13 protein-coding genes and 1 pseudogene are annotated in these 14,894 nt (G+C 54.9%); 4 read left to right on the top strand and 10 right to left on the bottom strand.

From position 1 onward, the window contains the following. Positions 1 to 259: 259 nt before the first annotated feature. Positions 260 to 1,183 (bottom strand): LysR substrate-binding domain-containing protein, encoded by a 924-nt coding sequence (locus ACI9KD_RS14685; protein ID WP_414981926.1) that lies wholly within the window; start codon positions 1,181 to 1,183, stop codon positions 260 to 262. Between the two features lie 100 nt (positions 1,184 to 1,283). Here ACI9KD_RS14685 and ACI9KD_RS14690 point away from each other — a divergent pair, with 100 nt between their 5' ends. Next, positions 1,284 to 2,474 (top strand): alkane 1-monooxygenase, encoded by a 1,191-nt coding sequence (locus ACI9KD_RS14690; protein WP_414981927.1) that lies wholly within the window; start codon positions 1,284 to 1,286, stop codon positions 2,472 to 2,474. Positions 2,475 to 2,546: 72 nt separating this feature from the next. Here the strand turns inward: ACI9KD_RS14690 and ACI9KD_RS14695 are convergent, their stop codons facing one another. The 4 genes and pseudogenes from ACI9KD_RS14695 to ACI9KD_RS14710 form a co-directional block, all read right to left on the bottom strand. After that, entirely contained in the window at positions 2,547 to 2,690 is a 144-nt protein-coding gene (locus tag ACI9KD_RS14695) for a hypothetical protein (protein ID WP_414981928.1), read from the bottom strand. Positions 2,691 to 2,710: 20 nt separating this feature from the next. Next, positions 2,711 to 2,836: pseudogene (locus ACI9KD_RS14700) on the bottom strand (DUF1254 domain-containing protein); the annotation flags it as partial. A gap of 259 nt (positions 2,837 to 3,095) precedes the next feature. After that, on the bottom strand, positions 3,096 to 3,950 hold the full coding sequence (locus ACI9KD_RS14705; RefSeq protein ID WP_414981929.1) for an SDR family NAD(P)-dependent oxidoreductase: 855 nt from the start codon (positions 3,948 to 3,950) through the stop codon (positions 3,096 to 3,098). Continuing rightward, positions 3,947 to 5,443: a flavin-containing monooxygenase gene (locus ACI9KD_RS14710; RefSeq protein WP_414981930.1), complete on the bottom strand. Its 1,497-nt coding sequence runs from the start codon at positions 5,441 to 5,443 to the stop codon at positions 3,947 to 3,949. Before ACI9KD_RS14710 ends, ACI9KD_RS14705 begins: the two co-directional genes overlap by 4 nt. Before the next feature lie 92 nt (positions 5,444 to 5,535). Here ACI9KD_RS14710 and ACI9KD_RS14715 point away from each other — a divergent pair, with 92 nt between their 5' ends. Then, positions 5,536 to 6,729, top strand: coding sequence for a PucR family transcriptional regulator (locus ACI9KD_RS14715; RefSeq protein WP_414981931.1), 1,194 nt, complete (start codon positions 5,536 to 5,538; stop codon positions 6,727 to 6,729). A 40-nt stretch (positions 6,730 to 6,769) separates the two neighbouring features. On the opposite strand, the gene parE is transcribed toward ACI9KD_RS14715, so the two are convergent. The 3 genes from parE to ACI9KD_RS14730 form a co-directional block, all read right to left on the bottom strand. Continuing rightward, positions 6,770 to 8,656, bottom strand: coding sequence for a DNA topoisomerase IV subunit B (gene parE, locus ACI9KD_RS14720; protein ID WP_414981932.1), 1,887 nt, complete (start codon positions 8,654 to 8,656; stop codon positions 6,770 to 6,772). Between the two features lie 106 nt (positions 8,657 to 8,762). After that, complete coding sequence (gene cpdA, locus ACI9KD_RS14725) at positions 8,763 to 9,599, bottom strand: 3',5'-cyclic-AMP phosphodiesterase (RefSeq protein WP_414981933.1); 837 nt, start codon at positions 9,597 to 9,599, stop codon at positions 8,763 to 8,765. A 13-nt stretch (positions 9,600 to 9,612) separates the two neighbouring features. Then, complete coding sequence (locus ACI9KD_RS14730) at positions 9,613 to 10,089, bottom strand: DUF1249 domain-containing protein (RefSeq protein ID WP_414981934.1); 477 nt, start codon at positions 10,087 to 10,089, stop codon at positions 9,613 to 9,615. Positions 10,090 to 10,440: 351 nt separating this feature from the next. Between ACI9KD_RS14730 and ACI9KD_RS14735 the strand changes: the two genes are divergently transcribed. Next, on the top strand, positions 10,441 to 11,865 hold the full coding sequence (locus ACI9KD_RS14735) for a TolC family outer membrane protein (protein WP_414981935.1): 1,425 nt from the start codon (positions 10,441 to 10,443) through the stop codon (positions 11,863 to 11,865). Here the strand turns inward: ACI9KD_RS14735 and waaA are convergent. Next, complete coding sequence (waaA, locus tag ACI9KD_RS14740) at positions 11,845 to 13,125, bottom strand: lipid IV(A) 3-deoxy-D-manno-octulosonic acid transferase (protein WP_414981936.1); 1,281 nt, start codon at positions 13,123 to 13,125, stop codon at positions 11,845 to 11,847. The two genes, ACI9KD_RS14735 and waaA, sit on opposite strands and share 21 nt — an antisense overlap. A gap of 123 nt (positions 13,126 to 13,248) precedes the next feature. Between waaA and ACI9KD_RS14745 the strand changes: the two genes are divergently transcribed. Continuing rightward, positions 13,249 to 13,875, top strand: a complete 627-nt coding sequence (locus tag ACI9KD_RS14745; RefSeq protein WP_414981937.1) for a class I SAM-dependent methyltransferase — start codon at positions 13,249 to 13,251, stop codon at positions 13,873 to 13,875. Between the two features lie 15 nt (positions 13,876 to 13,890). Here ACI9KD_RS14745 and ACI9KD_RS14750 read toward each other — a convergent pair. Beyond that, positions 13,891 to 14,894, bottom strand: a 1,004-nt coding sequence (locus ACI9KD_RS14750; RefSeq protein WP_414981938.1) for a prenyltransferase, incomplete at its 5' end; no start/stop codon positions are given.

Genomic DNA, 14,894 nt, shown 5'->3' on the forward strand with positions numbered 1-14,894 from the left:
ACATTGATACCTCTGAGCAGAATAATGTAAGTGCTCACTACTACTTCATGCCTCTGCTTTAGATCGGTGGTTTGCAGTGTCGGTGATCTTAGGCAAGCTTGTCTATCAGCATCTGAGCGACGCCATCTATGGACGCGAGGGCGGAAGGTCCGTGCGGATTTACTCGAGTCGTTGCTGCACACTGTTGTCCCAGGGGCTGGCCAAGTAATGTTGATCCAGTCGACCAAATCAAGTGTTGTTAAAACGCAGGCATCGGTCATCAAGTCATGGCGCCGAGACTCTCGATCTGCAACAACACCTCGTCGATAAAGCCCTGCAGGGCCACGGGTACGGGCCTATCTGAGAGTGTTGCAATAACGCCCGGCGAGGCAATGTGTGACAAATCCGCGATATGCAGCATGGAGAAGTCCGCTGACGACAGGTCGGGTGGAAACGTATTGAACAAGCTTGCGGTGACGGCGTCGGTTTCGCGCACGATCTGGCGAATAACGGTTAAATCGTCGGCGCGTAAAAACAGGTCGTGCAACTCTTCGCTGGAGTGGGTCGTACTGTACTGCTCTCCCAGCCAATCGAGATACCACCCCGGGAGTTTAGGTACGACAAGTGGGTAGGGCAAAACGTCCGCGATATGCAGCGCTGGCAGGCGCGTTAAGGGATGCTCTCGCCGGCAAATAATAACGGGAGAGGACAGAGCAAAAGACTGCGTATGAATACCTGAATGCACATTTTCCAAACGGGAACCCACGTAGACATCAACGTTGCGCGCGAGCAGGTCCTCCTGCAGTTCATCCCAGCCGTGGGTGCGCAGGCGGAAACGCAGCTTGGGATATTTGCGCAATAAGCGCGCGAGAGCGGGAGCCACGATTCTGTCCGCCATCCATGGGTCCGAGCCGATCACCACCCGTCCGCTGTTGAGGTTACTCAAAAGGTCTACCTCTCGCCGGGCCTGATCGATGTTGCCCAGCGTCGTCCGCGCAGTGCGAGCGATAATCTCCCCAAACTCCGTGGCATGCACCCCGCTTTGCCCCCGCTCAAACAGGGCTACCCCGTAGTCATCTTCAAGACGGCGAATACTCACCGACAGTGCGGATTGGGTCAGGCCGAGAGATTCGGCGGCACGCCGATAGTTTCGATGCTCGCAAAGAGCAAGAACATGTCTGAGTTGTCGGAGGGATTCAGCCATGACAAAAATTCATTAATTTTGCGCATTTAATGAATTGGACTACAAAAATAGGGTTGTGTCATGCTTATTCGGCTGAATAATTCTAAGAAAGGATCCCGCTATGTCGCTCCAGGCTCTGAGTGCTGATGGCCAGACCATCACTTATACAGATCGTCGCCGCTGGTTATGGTCCCTCTCACTCTTCTGGCCGCTAATGCCTGCGATCTCCTGCTGGCTGGCAGCAAGCTCTGGTCAGATGGTTTGGTTTTGGGGAACCCTAATCGTGTGGTACTGCCTGGTACCCGTTGTTGATCACCTGCTTCCCACCGACAAGAGCAACCCTCCGGAGGAAGTCGTACCCCAGCTTGAAGCGGACCGTTATTACAGAGTGCTGACCTACCTCACTGTCCCCATCCATTACTTCACGCTGATTTACACGGCTTACGTTGTTGGCACCCAGAACCTCCCCTGGCACGCTGTCCTTGGACTGGCGCTCTCTGTGGGCGTGGTCAACGGCTTAGCCATAAACACCGGGCATGAACTTGGGCACAAGAAAACCACCACAGAACGCTGGCTGGCGAAAATTGTTCTAGCGGTAGTGGGCTACGGCCACTTTCTCATCGAGCACAATCGCGGTCACCATGTTGATGTCGCCACCCCCATTGATCCGGCCAGCGCCAAAATGGGTCAGTCGATTTATGGCTTTGCGACCGGGGAAATCCCCAATGCGGTGCGCCGCGCATGGACATCCGAGAAAAACCGCCTGGCCCGCCAAGGCCGCGGTGGACCCTGGACCCTGCAAAACGAAGTGTTGCAACCCACCTTAATGACGATCGTGCTTTACGGCAGTTTACTGCTGGCTTTTGGCTGGATCATGGTGCCCTACCTATTCCTACAGGCACTGTGGGGCTGGTTTGGGATTCTCACCAGCGCGAACTATGTCGAGCACTATGGACTGCTACGAAAAAAGTTGGAGAACGGGCGCTACGAACAGTGCCAGCCACACCACTCCTGGAACTCGAATCACATCATGTCCAACCTGATTTTGTTCAATCTACAACGTCATTCCGATCATCACGCCAACGCCACTCGCCGCTACCAAAGTCTGCGGAGTTTTGATGACTTACCGGAACTGCCCAGTGGCTATCCACTGATGTTTGCCATCGCCTTGATCCCGCCTCTGTGGTTCGCCCTGATGGACAAGCGTGTGATGGCCTGGTCAGATGGAGACTTGGCCAAATTGAATGTCCTGCCCTCAAAAAAGGAACGCTTGATGGCGCAGTTTGCATCGGGCTATAACCCAAGTGCATGAGCCACGGCGTTCTTTGATAAAAGGGTCAAGCGCATCAACTTCAAGAGGCGAGTGGTGTGACGTTCAGGCCGCCTAGTCGGCACCTCGCGCGGATCGCAGCTCATCCACAAACTCCGGTAACGCGGGAATAACCACCGCATGCGCGTCTTCCTGCATGAAGTGCCCCGCGTTCTCGACGCGCGTGACGTCCGCATGCGGTAGCGATTCAAGCCACATGTTGTCGAGGGTCTCGGTGCCAGGACCTCGACAGGGCCGACCGTCAGATCCAGCACCGCCGACGTGGATAGCGTGTCATTGTTGAGCGTTGTAACGACGCGTGATGAGGGATCACTCAGATCTTTCACATGGATAGGGCGATTAATGACTGGCTCGCCATCCCATTCGGGGTACTGCTCCTTGACGCGCTCTGCGTCAAAAAGACCTTGCCCCGCTGCCTGGCCCGAAAGAACCTAGATCCTGCTGGCAAACTCGTACAGGCCAAATGCGTAAAGCAGGGGCGCCCGAATCTCGGATGCCATTGATAAAAGACGAAGCAAAGCAGCCCCACCCGCCATAGCAAGCATCGCTCCACCGCCCAGTAAAACTGATCGCCTTGAGATCATGACAAAATCTTTGCGGCTCTCAATCTTGCACTACGAGTTCGCGTTGCACGTATTTGTTCATAATCTTGAGATACCCGGCTGGGAAAAGGCGACTTATCCGGTCGAGCATTTTTGCTTGGCGTGTAATAACGATCCGGCTTTTGCCGCGGGCTACGCCGCGTAAAATATCTCGTGCGGCTTTGTCGGCCGGATAGGTCAACAGCTTGTTTTCATAAAAATCCAGTTGCCTTAAGCGCTGTGCGTGGGTCTCGGGAGGCGCTTCAGAAAGCATCCCAACATTCGCTCTGGCGATATTGGTTTTGATGCCACCCGGATGCACACAGACGATCTGCATCGGCGTGCCATGTAGCAGCGCATCGGCGCGCAAGGCTTCGGTAAGACCGCGCACGGCAAATTTGGTGGCGCAATACACGGGTAATCCCGGCATCCCTGCAAATCCATTCAGACTGGATATATTGACAAGCGCGCCCTTGCCAGATTTCTCGAGGAGAGGCAAAAAGGCCCTGCAGCCGTGCAAGACGCCGAGAAAATTTATATCGATCACACGCTGAATAAGCGCCTCAGACATATCGGTGAGCTCACCCATCCCAGAAACACCCGCATTGTTGTAAAGCTGGTGTACTTCTCCAAAGTGAGCCTCAACAGATTCTGCATAAGCGTAGATCGACGCATGGTCAGCCACATCGAGGTGCGCGGCGTGTACCTGCACACCAAGATCCCTGACATCACTCTCGGTCTTGGCAAGCTCCTCGCTGTCCACGTCAGAAATCGCCAGGCGTGCTCCTCGCCGCGCAAGTTCGAGCGCCAGTTCACGACCAATGCCGCCAGCGGCACCGGTTATGACACAGGTTTTGTTTTTAAATGAGACTTTCATGCTGCTTCTGCGCCTATGAGGTGGTTCGTGACTTCGGCTGTGCTCAGTGTTAGCGCGGGGTCCAGCACCGAACGATTTCGTAGCGACTTTAGATCGGCCATGTAATCAAGGGTCATTTCCCAGGGATAATCAGCGCCTTGCTTGGGCAGTTCTTTAATTGAGCGCCTGACATAGCCTGCGGCAAAATCGAGGAGTGGCCTTGTTTCTTGCGTGGCTGCAGGTGCCTTGGCGACGCATGTCGTCTTGCGCTGGTCATCCATCGCCGACATCAGTTTGCAGAGATATTTGCACAGGATGTCGACCTTCAGGGTCCAGGAGGAATTTGTATATCCCACAGCGAAGGCAAAGTTGGGAACATCGCTGAGCATCATCCCGCGAAAAACCAGACAAGATGGCACATCAACCAGTTCCCCATCGACCGCTAGCGGGATCCCACCGAGCATTTTGAGCTTCAGCCCCGTGGCGACGACAACTGTATCGGCAATGACGAGTTCACCCGATTTCATGCGGACACCTTTAGCCTCAAACTCATCGATGTCGCCGGTCATAATTGACGCTCGGCCCCTCCTGATTGCCTCAAAAAAATCACCATCAGGAGCGGCACAAAGCCTCTGATCCCATGGGTTGTAGGGCGGATTGAAGTGCGTATCGATGGGGTAATTTTTCGGAAGACGCTTGGCGTTTGCCTTCCGAATGAGGCGTCTTGCCGGCTTGGGGAATCGCTGACAGAACAGGTAAAAGTAGCGCTGTAAGCGGGTGTTTTTCCAGCGCACGACAGCATGGGCTTGTTTGGGCGTCAGAAAGGACTTCAGGACTTTCGCGAGGCCGTCTTGTTTCGGAAGCGGATAGATATATGCGGGTGTACGCTGTATCTGTGTGACATGGGCTGCCTCGCTCGCCATCGCGGGGAGCAGTGTCACAGCCGTAGCCCCACTACCGATGATGGCGATACGTTTACCGGCATATTCGTAGTTTTCTGGCCAAAATTGCGGGTGAATGACATCGCCTTCAAAGCTGCTCTCTCCCGAGAATTCGGGCCGAAAAGCTGCCTCGTAGTCGTAGTAACCTGTCGCCGAGAAGACCCACCGACACTTGGCTTGAATTAAACCGCAGGGGCCTTGAACGCCGAGGGTCCACAGACCGGTATGACTATCCCAATCAGCGCTAACCACTTGGTGGCGATAGTTAATCTTGTCGCTGACGCCATATTCATCCGCAGCGTCGCGGAGATAGCTCATGATTTCGCCAGCGGATGCGATCGCATTGGGGCTGGCCCAAGGCTTAAACCCGTAAGAAAAAGTATGGAGATCAGAGTCTGAGCGGATCCCCGGGTATTTGAACAGGTCCCAGGTCCCGCCGAGGTCTTCCCGGGCTTCCAAAATAGCCCAGGTTTTCTCTGGCAACTCACGCGCCAGATGACACGCGCAGCCTATGCCTGAAATCCCCGCGCCTATGATGAAAACGTCGAATATGTGTGTTTCGGGACTCGGCATGTCGCTAGTCTTCTATGGTTTCATTGTGCTCAGAATAAACACCGGCTCTTAATTTAGATATGTACACTGTGAACAAACAGAGAACCTAAATAATGCAGAATGACCCAATGCGCTCTACGGTACTGAGCCTCATGCAGGAAGGTGCGAAGCACTTACTCACATCTGAGGCCAAATGGCGCGATCAATTACAAGACGCCGTCATCGACAGCTTTAATACACTGAATGATCCAGCAGCAGAAACCGCAATCCGGCGCTATAACATGCTGACTGTCATGCACTGGGCAAATTCGGTACTGCGGGATCCAAACGTCCCGGTCGAACCTTTTGTTGATCCGGCTATTCGACTGCAGATCCGTGAGCAGATCCGTCAGGGAACGCCGGAAACCATTTTGAATGGCTACCGCGCGGCCCAGATTCTTGCTTGGCGAGCCTGGATGCATCTCGCGTTCAATCTAAGCTCCACCAAGACTGAGCTTGAAGCGCTGCTAGACTTCTCATCCGAGCACATAAACACGTTCTCTCAGAGTTGCGTGGAGTTGCTTGCCAAAATGATTGAAGATGAGCGCGTTGAGTACGCCCATCAATCCTCAGATCGGCAATACGAAGCCGCGAAGGCTATTTTGTCGGGGTCGGTGCGGGACCCGAAAATGGCAATGCATGAACTCGGGTACCGCCTTGGTCAGACTCATCAGGCAATCATCATCTGGAGCCGAGAGCCAGAAGTTTCAGCTGGTGCTTTGGAGGCAGCTGCCGATCGGGTCGAACTCACGGCATCGGGCACTAGCCCCCTTCGCATTATGGCGAAAGCAAGTACCGCTTGGCTTTGGCTATCAGCACCCGTTACGGTTGATGTTCTGAGCTCGGTTGTCAAAGAGGGTTTTGAAATCGCTATTGGACGGGTATTGCAGGGGTTGTCAGGGTTTAAAGAAAGCCACCAGAGCGCGTTAGTTACCCAGCAAATTATGCTCCAAAGCAAGCAACAACATCGCGTTGTTGCCTACGATCAAATCAAACTGGCTTACCGGATGCTTCAGCAAATCGATTTTGCTCAGTTTGCTAATGAGACGTTAGGAAGATTGTGTCAGGCGCCAGCAGACGTCAGAGAGAGCCTGCGAGTCTATCTCGCCGAAGGCGCCAATGCTGCACAAGCGGCGAAGGTGCTTGGATTGCACCGAAATACAATGAACCGACATCTTGAACGCGCCAATGATTTGCTCCCGGAACCGTTGAATTCACAAAACCGCCTTCAAGTTGGAGCCGTGCTGGATGCACTATATTGGTCGTGAGACGATCAGCGGCCCGAGTGAGTTAGGCGTACATCCACCACTACAACACCTCAGCCAGATCACCCTTGGTCTCTAACCAGGCCTTGCGATCCCCCGCGCGCTTCTTCGAAAGCAGCATATCGAGCATTTCATTGGTCTCATCGCCTGCTTCCAGGCGCAGCTGCACCAAACGGCGCGTATCCGGACTCATCGTCGTCTCGCGCAGCTGCAAGGGGTTCATCTCGCCCAGCCCCTTAAAGCGCTGCACGTTGACCTTACCGCGCTTTTTCTCCGCTTCGATACGATCCAGAACGCCTTGCTTCTCTGCCTCATCCAGGGCGTAAAAAACCTCTTTGCCAATATCAATGCGATAAAGCGGCGGCATCGCTACATAAACATGGCCTGCCGTCACTAAGGCCCGAAAATGCCGCACAAAGAGGGCGCAGATAAGCGTCGCGATGTGCAGGCCGTCGGAGTCGGCATCAGCAAGAATGCAGACCTTGCCGTAGCGTAGCCCGGAGAGGTCATCGTCAGCGGGATCAATACCCAGCGCGATGGAAATATTGTGTACTTCCTGGGACGCCAGAATTTCCTGAGAGTCTATTTCCCAAGTGTTGAGGATTTTTCCACGCAGCGGCAAAATGGCTTGAATCTCTCGATCCCTTGCCTGCTTGGCACTGCCGCCAGCGGAGTCACCCTCTACCAAAAACAGTTCCGTACGAGAGATGTCTTCGCCAGAACAGTCCGCGAGTTTACCGGGCAAGGCCGGACCTGAACTGATCTTTTTGCGTACGACCTTTTTCGCACTACGCAGGCGCCGTTGAGCCGTGTTGATGCACAGCTCAGCCAGTGCTTCGGCGTCGGTCGTATGCTGATTCAGCCAAAGGCTGAAGGCATCTTTCGCGACACCGGCAACAAAAGCAGCGGCCTGCCGAGAACTCAGACGCTCTTTGGTCTGCCCCGAAAACTGTGGGTCTTCGAGCTTGGAAGAAAGCACATAACTACAGCGCTCCCAAATATCATCGGGCGCCAGCTTCACGCCCCGGGGTAACAGGGAGCGAATCTCGCAAAAGTCCCGCATAGCATCCAGCAGACCCGTGCGTAGACCATTGACGTGCGTTCCGCCCTGCGCTGTCGGAATCAGGTTGACGTAGGACTCAGTAATCAGCTCACCGCCCTCGGGCAGCCACTGCACAGCCCAGTCAACAGCCTCGGTGCTACCGCTGAAGCTACCGGTAAATGGATCGGTGGGCAATGTGGGAAAGCCATCGGTAGCTGAAAGCAAATAGTCCGTTAGCCCATCTTCGTAATACCACTCTTCTTTTTCGTTCTTCTTTTCATCGAGGAAGCTCACCCGTAACCCTGGGCACAGCACGGCTTTAGCCCGGAGCACGTGCCTAAGTCGCGGCACAGAAAAATTGATGGAATCGAAGTACTGGGGATCTGGTGTGAAACGCACATTGGTGCCGGTGTTGCGCTTGCCGCAGGTACCAATCACCTTGAGCTCCGACGTTTTCTCGCCGCCGGCAAAACTCATCTCGTGGACTTCGCCATCGCGACGGATCGTAACGGTCAGCTGCTTCGACAGCGCATTAACAACCGAAATACCTACACCATGCAGCCCGCCGCTAAACTGGTAGTTTTTGCCCGAGAACTTACCGCCGGCGTGCAAAGTGCAAAGAATGACCTCTACGCCAGGCTTCTTTTGTTCCGGATGCATATCTACAGGCATGCCGCGACCGTCATCACTGCCGGACAATGAACCGTCGGAATGCAACACCACGTCGATTTGCCGGGCGAATCCCGCCAAGGCTTCGTCAACACTGTTATCGATAATCTCCTGGGCCAGGTGATTAGGGCGCGTGGTGTCGGTGTACATGCCGGGGCGTTTGCGCACCGGCTCAAGGCCCGTAAGGACCTCGATGGATTCAGAAGAATAATCGCTCACTGCGGTGACAATCGCCTGCTTATGAAGACCGCGGCATTGTACACGGGAGGATCTAAAAACGTCGCCACACTCGATCAAGCAAGTGCGAAAATCACGCGAGCCCTCTTTAAAGGTAGCCCGAAGCCTTTCTATCCACGGGAAAGGCTTGCGATACGGCGCGAGAGACATCAGTTCTGATGCTCCCGTCGGCATCCAGCTCCAGCCAACGATAGCCCGGCTCCCGAGTATCCACCGCAAAATCGATCTGCTGGGGAAGAAACTGTACGCAGGTAGACGGGGTACATAGCAAACGTAAGTCCTCCCGCTGCTGATCCAACTCCTGATGTACATGGCCCCAAAGCAGGGCCCGTACCCGGGGATAGCGAGCAAGAATCTCGAAAAATGAATCGGCGTCCGACACCATTTGCTCGTCCAGCCACTCGCAGCCCACTGGAACAGGCTGATGATGCAGGCAGATCAATGTATGCAGGCCTGCTTCAGCGCCCGCGGTGAGGCACTCTTGGAGACGCTGGAGTTCCGAGTGCCCCAAATGGCCGCCGACTTCTCCGGGAAGCTGAGAGTCGAGCATCACAATCTGCCAAGCACCCATGCGAATTTCACCGGGAACACGCTCAGCCCCCCCAACCTCGATCATGACATCGCGAAGGTCGTGGTTTCCCGGCAGCCAGAAATGCTCTGGGCTCACTTGATCAAAATAGCCAATAAGCCTGCGGTACGCATCTTCCGAGCCAGAGTCTGCAAGATCACCCGTGCCCAGCACACAGTCAGGCTTGGGATATTCCTTGTTCACCAGGTCGACGATAGCCTGTAATGAATAGTCTGTGTCGAGACCCAGCAGCTTGCCGCCCTCATGCGTCTTCAGGTGGGTATCCGTGAGTTGAACCACACGGACAGTCTCGCCCTGCACACTCAGTTCACAAACACTGTTTTGGATATCGCGCATGAATACGTCGCCCTTAGGCGTGCTGGGGCCCAGGGTTTAGCAGACCTGCCAAATCCGCCTGACCATGATGCAGGCAGTGCGACAGCCAATCCGCAAGAAAGCTATTCTGTTGATTCTTTTCGTCCTGCTGATACATGGACGGGTTGGGATATACATAACGCCCCTGAGTCTTACCGGCCGCCTGAAATCGTACGACTTCGATCATTCCCGCGTCGTGGTAGGCCCGAGCTTCCATCACGAGAGGCGTTAACCAAGTCAAACCCGAGTCATCCGGGCTTTCGGTACTCGCGACCGGATAACTCTTAAGACAAAAAAGAGTGGTGTAACGGCTGCGCTCGATCACGTCAAACCGCACTTGGGCGCCATCGACAGAGAATCGTTTGCTATTGCAGCTTTCATAGTCCGAAAACAAGCGTAACATCCGCGCATAGTTAGCCTCGCAGAGGGCATGCAACGCGCGCAAATCGACTTTGTAGGGGCCTTTTATCACCGCTTATCTCTTTTCCTTCGTCACCTTTATCTACGCACAGGTGTTTTTGCAATTCTTTGATGCGTCTTAATCTACCTTCTTTCGGCAAACGCCAATACACGCTTTACCGTGAACCAATAACTTGGCTTTTCACGTATTTATCATCGATAAGCAGCTTAGCTGCCTACAAAATCGATCAATTGCAGCTTAAACGCGATGGGTCGCACGCGAGTCGCTGGCCTTGAATCGAGTGTACCACCTAAGATTGTTGCCTAGTGTGGCAAAGGAATAGTCACTATTGCGCACTGCGAAGTAGTCGTCATTACTGGTAAAATTTGCGCGGTTTTATTCCGCATACCCAAGGATTTCATTATGCATGTCCCCGGCAAGGTTTTCCTCGCCTCACTGACCCTGGTAGCCGCTACCGCGGCGAACGCCGAGTCACTGCGTGATATTTACGAGCTAGCACTGGAAAACGATGCAACACTCAAGGCCCAGCAGGCCCAGTATATGGCGGGCCTGGAGGACGAGAACGCCGCGTTTTCGGTGCTTCTCCCGCAGGTCACAGCCACTGCTGGTATCCAAAACACAGATACCGACACCACCAGTCCGGGCATTATCGGCTTCGACAACAACGGTATTCCTGTCATCGGTAACACCTTTGACAATACCGATGTGGACATAGAAACCTATCAAGTGACACTCCAGCAGTCGATCTTCGACCTCCCCGCGTGGTTTTCTTTTCAGTCGGGCAAAGAGCTTTCAAAGCAGGTGGAAGCGACTTTTGCCGCAAATCAGCAAAACCTCATTGTTCGCGTCGTTCAGGCCTACCTCGCTGTTTTGCGTGCGCAGGACAATTTGCGGGCATCCGTCGCCCGAGAAGAGGCCTTTGGTCGTCAATTAGAGCAAAACCAACAGCGCTTCGAGGTTGGTCTGATCGCTATAACGGACGTTTACGAATCTCAAGCAGCCTTTGACCTGTCTCAGGTTGATCGAATCTCAGACGAAAACTCCGTCGCTGTTGCGCTGGAAAACCTGAGCGTCCTGACCGGAAAAGGTCATGACACACTGGATGTGCTGGTAGAGACCTTTGACGTCAATAAGCCAGAACCTGCGGATCGCAGCGCCTGGGTTGAATTTGCCTTGGCGAACAACTTCAACCTCAAAGCCTCGCAGTACGCAGAAGAAGCGGCCCGGCAGAATGCCAAGGCCCGACGCCTGGCGCATGCGCCAACAATTAGCGGCACCGCGCAATACACGGATTCGGCGATCGACGGTACGCGTTTTCAGGATCCTGCAGGTATTTTTAACTTCCCCCCAGAGCAGGAGCGCCAGCAGACTTTATTGGGCGTGCAGCTTACTGTGCCGATCTACACGGGCGGCGCTGTCAGCTCTGAACGTCGTCGTGCAGCGCAGCAATTCAACCAGGCCAGAGAGGAGCGAATCAACCTCACTCGCCAGACGGTTACCGATGCTCGCTCATTGCACATGACCGTGGTCAACGACGTTGCTCGCGTCGCGGCTCGCAAACAGAGCATTAAATCGTCCAAGAGTGCGCTCGATGCCACACAGGCAGGGTATGAAGTCGGTACACGGAATATTGTGGACGTGCTGAATGCTCAAAACACGCTGTTTTCTGCGTTTCGGGATTATGCCAATAGCCGCTATGACTACATCGTCAATACGCTGCTGCTCAAGGAGCAAGCGGGACTATTGAGCCCTGAGGACGTGATTACACTGGATAGTTATCTGGAGACTGCTGCAGCTCCAACCAGTTCAGCGATGGGCAGTAAGTAGGGCTCCAACGCCATTAACTAACGCGTCTAACGCCCCTCGATTATTTTCGAGTACCGTCAACGCGGCCGTTCCCCGGCGGCGGTTTTCGTTCTCATCCCCTAGCAGCAACTCAAATTGCGCCAGTAACTGCCCCTCATCGGCGCAATGTTGTAGCGCACCTGCCTCGCGGAGCCTTGAGGTGATGTCCTCAAAATTGAACATCGAGGGCCCACAGAGAATCGGCATACCCCAGGCAGCTGCTTCCAGCGGATTATGACCACCCCTGGGAATGAAACTCCCGCCGATGACCGCAATGTCTGCTGCACCAAACAACTGAGACAGCTCACCTAAAGAATCCAGCAGTACTAGGTCAGTGTTCGCATCCACGGGTGCTAATTGCGATCGACGGGAAACACGCAATCCTGCGCTCGCGCAAAGCTCAAAAACCGCGTCAAAGCGCTCCGGATGCCTGGGAGCGAGGAGCAGAAGAGCATTTGCGTGCTGCGCACGAAAAGCCGCGAAGCTAGACAGGGCGAGCTGTTCCTCACCTTCATGGGTGCTGGCAAAGATGATCACCGGGCGCTGGGACACCGCCCATTGCTCGCGTAGTTCGCGAACAGCCTGCCGTATCTCATCATCGAGATGCACATCAAATTTGATGCTTCCGGTCACGTTCATTCGCGCAGAATCCATCCCCAACTGTAGAAAACGGTCCGCATCAGCACTGCTTTGTGCACCGAGCCAGTCAAGCGTGTCCAACATCTCCCGCGTTGTAAGCGCCACCCGGGCATAACCAGCGGCGGATCGTGCGGACAAACGGCCATTGGCCAGCAAGATCTGACAGTCCGCGCACTTACTGTAATGCAGCAAATTGGGCCATAGCTCGGTCTCCATCAGGATCAATAGTTCAGGCTGTGCGCGCTTTAAGAACCGCTTTACCGCACCGGGCGTGTCCCAAGGCGCATACACGTGAAAAACACGGTCGCCAAACAGTCGTCGCACCTGAGCAGACCCGGTGGGTGTGGTGGTCGTTACAAGCAGACGATACTGGGGGAACTCCTTAAGTAGGCGCTCCACCAAGGGTCGCGCGGCGAGGGTCTCACCCAAAGAAACAGCATGAACCCACAGGCAAGGCCTGACATCCTCTGGGGGAGAAAAAAAACCAAACCGCTCAAGTAAACGTTGGCGATAAGCCGGCGCGCGGCGTGAACGCAGCAGCATGCGCAGCACAATAAACGGCAGTAGCACTATGAACAGCGCGCTATAGGCTATGCGAACCACATTTGACGCTCAGATCAGGGCGAGGAGTTACAGCATAACGACCAAAACCAGCGCAGACCACAGCTTGCCAGTGACAGCCGGTATCGGTAGTGTCATCGCCCCGGCAAAACTGAACGGTTAAGCGTGTCCCAACTCCCTGATTTGTCTCTTCCTATCGATATCGATGGCGTTAAAGGCTTTCTCTCCCATGCCGAGGGTGAGGCGCTTTTTCGCTGCGCTGCTGAGCTACAAGATAGCGCCGTCGCCTTAGAAATTGGCAGCTACTGCGGCAAATCAACCGTCTATTTGGGCCTCGGCTGCAAAGCCGCGGGCAGTGCCTTGTTTGCCGTGGACCATCATCGTGGCTCCGAAGAACATCAGCCCGGTGAGATGTTCCATGATCCACAGCTGCTCGATGATGCCGGCGCTTTCAGTACCCTGGCGAGTTTTCGTCGCACCGTAACGGCAGCCAATTTGGATGACACGGTGATTCCCATCCTTAGCAGCTCAGCGCAGTTCGCGCGCACCTGGCAAGGCCTCTTGGGCTTGGTCTTCATCGATGGCGGCCACAGCTTGGATGCGGCATTGCTGGATTATCGAAGCTGGGTCGGCTTTATCGCATCAAAGGGTCGCTTAGCGATCCACGATGTCTACCCCGGATCAGAAACGGGAGGTCAGGCCCCTATTACCGTGTATCGCCTTGCCTTGGCATCGGGACTATTTAGAGAAATTGCATCCGTGGACAGCCTGCGGGTTCTCGAACGGCTCTAGGAGCCGCCCGCTGTCTTACTTGACGCGTCGGGCAGGTGCTTCAGTAGCGCTATCAAGGAGTTCGACGCGGGTAAAAAGGTGGGCTGCAGCGGTATGCTGAGTAAGCGCATCTGCGGCCAACAAAACGGCTCCAGCCGTCCACGTGGGGCGCTCATCGGGCCACAACAGGTCTTCTGCAAATTGATAGCCTGTCCAGTAATCGCCGTCGTCGCTGCGCCACTGATGGAGCCAGCTATACAGCTCCACCGCGCGCGCATGATCACCGGCTGCCAGTAAAGCCATGACCAACTCGCAGGACTCTGCAACGGTCACCCAGGGCTCTTCGACGACACAGCGACAACCCATGCCATCTTCTACAAACTCAGTCCACCGCGACGCCAGACGCTCACGTGCCGCTGCACCGGTGATAACGCCGGTGAGTACGGGATAGAACCAATCCATGGAATAACGGGACTTGCTCTCCCAGGTACGATCAAAACGCTCGGGACGAGTGCGCAGAGCATCTCCCAGCGCGCCGCGAGCCTCGAGAAAACCTGGCCGCTCCTCGCCCAGAGTCACAGCGATATTGTGCGCACATTCCAGGCTCTTATAGATTGAGCTGCAGCCCGTGATCAGGGCATCACTGCGCGGCGTGCCGTCTTCGTCTACCGCCCAATCGATGTCCCCATGCTCTGACTGCCGAGAAACAACGAAACCCATGGCTGAATCAACTACCGGCCACAGCTCCGCGAGAAATTCACGGTTCTGGCTTATCAGATAGTGATGCCAAACACCGGTGGCTACATAGGCAACAAAATTAGTTTCGCGGCGCTCGCGATTGTCCGGCACTCCGTTGCGATAGGACGCCCACCAACTGCCGTCACTTAGCTGCTGCTCTGCAAGCCAGCGATAAGCGCGCTCAGCAGCATCCCATTCACCGCCAATGGAAAGACCCATGGCCGCTTCGACGTGATCCCAAGGGTCAGCGTAGTTGCCGGGTGACCAGGGGATTTCGCCATTCGATAGCTGAGCATCGCGAA

The organism is Congregibacter sp. (assembly GCF_047617445.1).
GTDB lineage: Bacteria > Pseudomonadota > Gammaproteobacteria > Pseudomonadales > Halieaceae > Congregibacter.

Bases quoted from the DNA above. Each gene is read 5' to 3' on its own strand.
- ACI9KD_RS14685 (WP_414981926.1), bottom strand. From the start codon at position 1,183: ATGGCTGAATCCCTCCGACAACTCAGACATGTTCTTGCTCTTTGCGAG.
- ACI9KD_RS14690 (WP_414981927.1), top strand. From the start codon at position 1,284: ATGTCGCTCCAGGCTCTGAGTGCTGATGGCCAGACCATCACTTATACA.
- ACI9KD_RS14695 (WP_414981928.1), bottom strand. From the start codon at position 2,690: ATGTGGCTTGAATCGCTACCGCATGCGGACGTCACGCGCGTCGAGAAC.
- ACI9KD_RS14705 (WP_414981929.1), bottom strand. From the start codon at position 3,950: ATGAAAGTCTCATTTAAAAACAAAACCTGTGTCATAACCGGTGCCGCT.
- ACI9KD_RS14710 (WP_414981930.1), bottom strand. From the start codon at position 5,443: ATGCCGAGTCCCGAAACACACATATTCGACGTTTTCATCATAGGCGCG.
- ACI9KD_RS14715 (WP_414981931.1), top strand. From the start codon at position 5,536: ATGCAGAATGACCCAATGCGCTCTACGGTACTGAGCCTCATGCAGGAA.
- cpdA (WP_414981933.1), bottom strand. From the start codon at position 9,599: ATGCGCGATATCCAAAACAGTGTTTGTGAACTGAGTGTGCAGGGCGAG.
- ACI9KD_RS14735 (WP_414981935.1), top strand. From the start codon at position 10,441: ATGCATGTCCCCGGCAAGGTTTTCCTCGCCTCACTGACCCTGGTAGCC.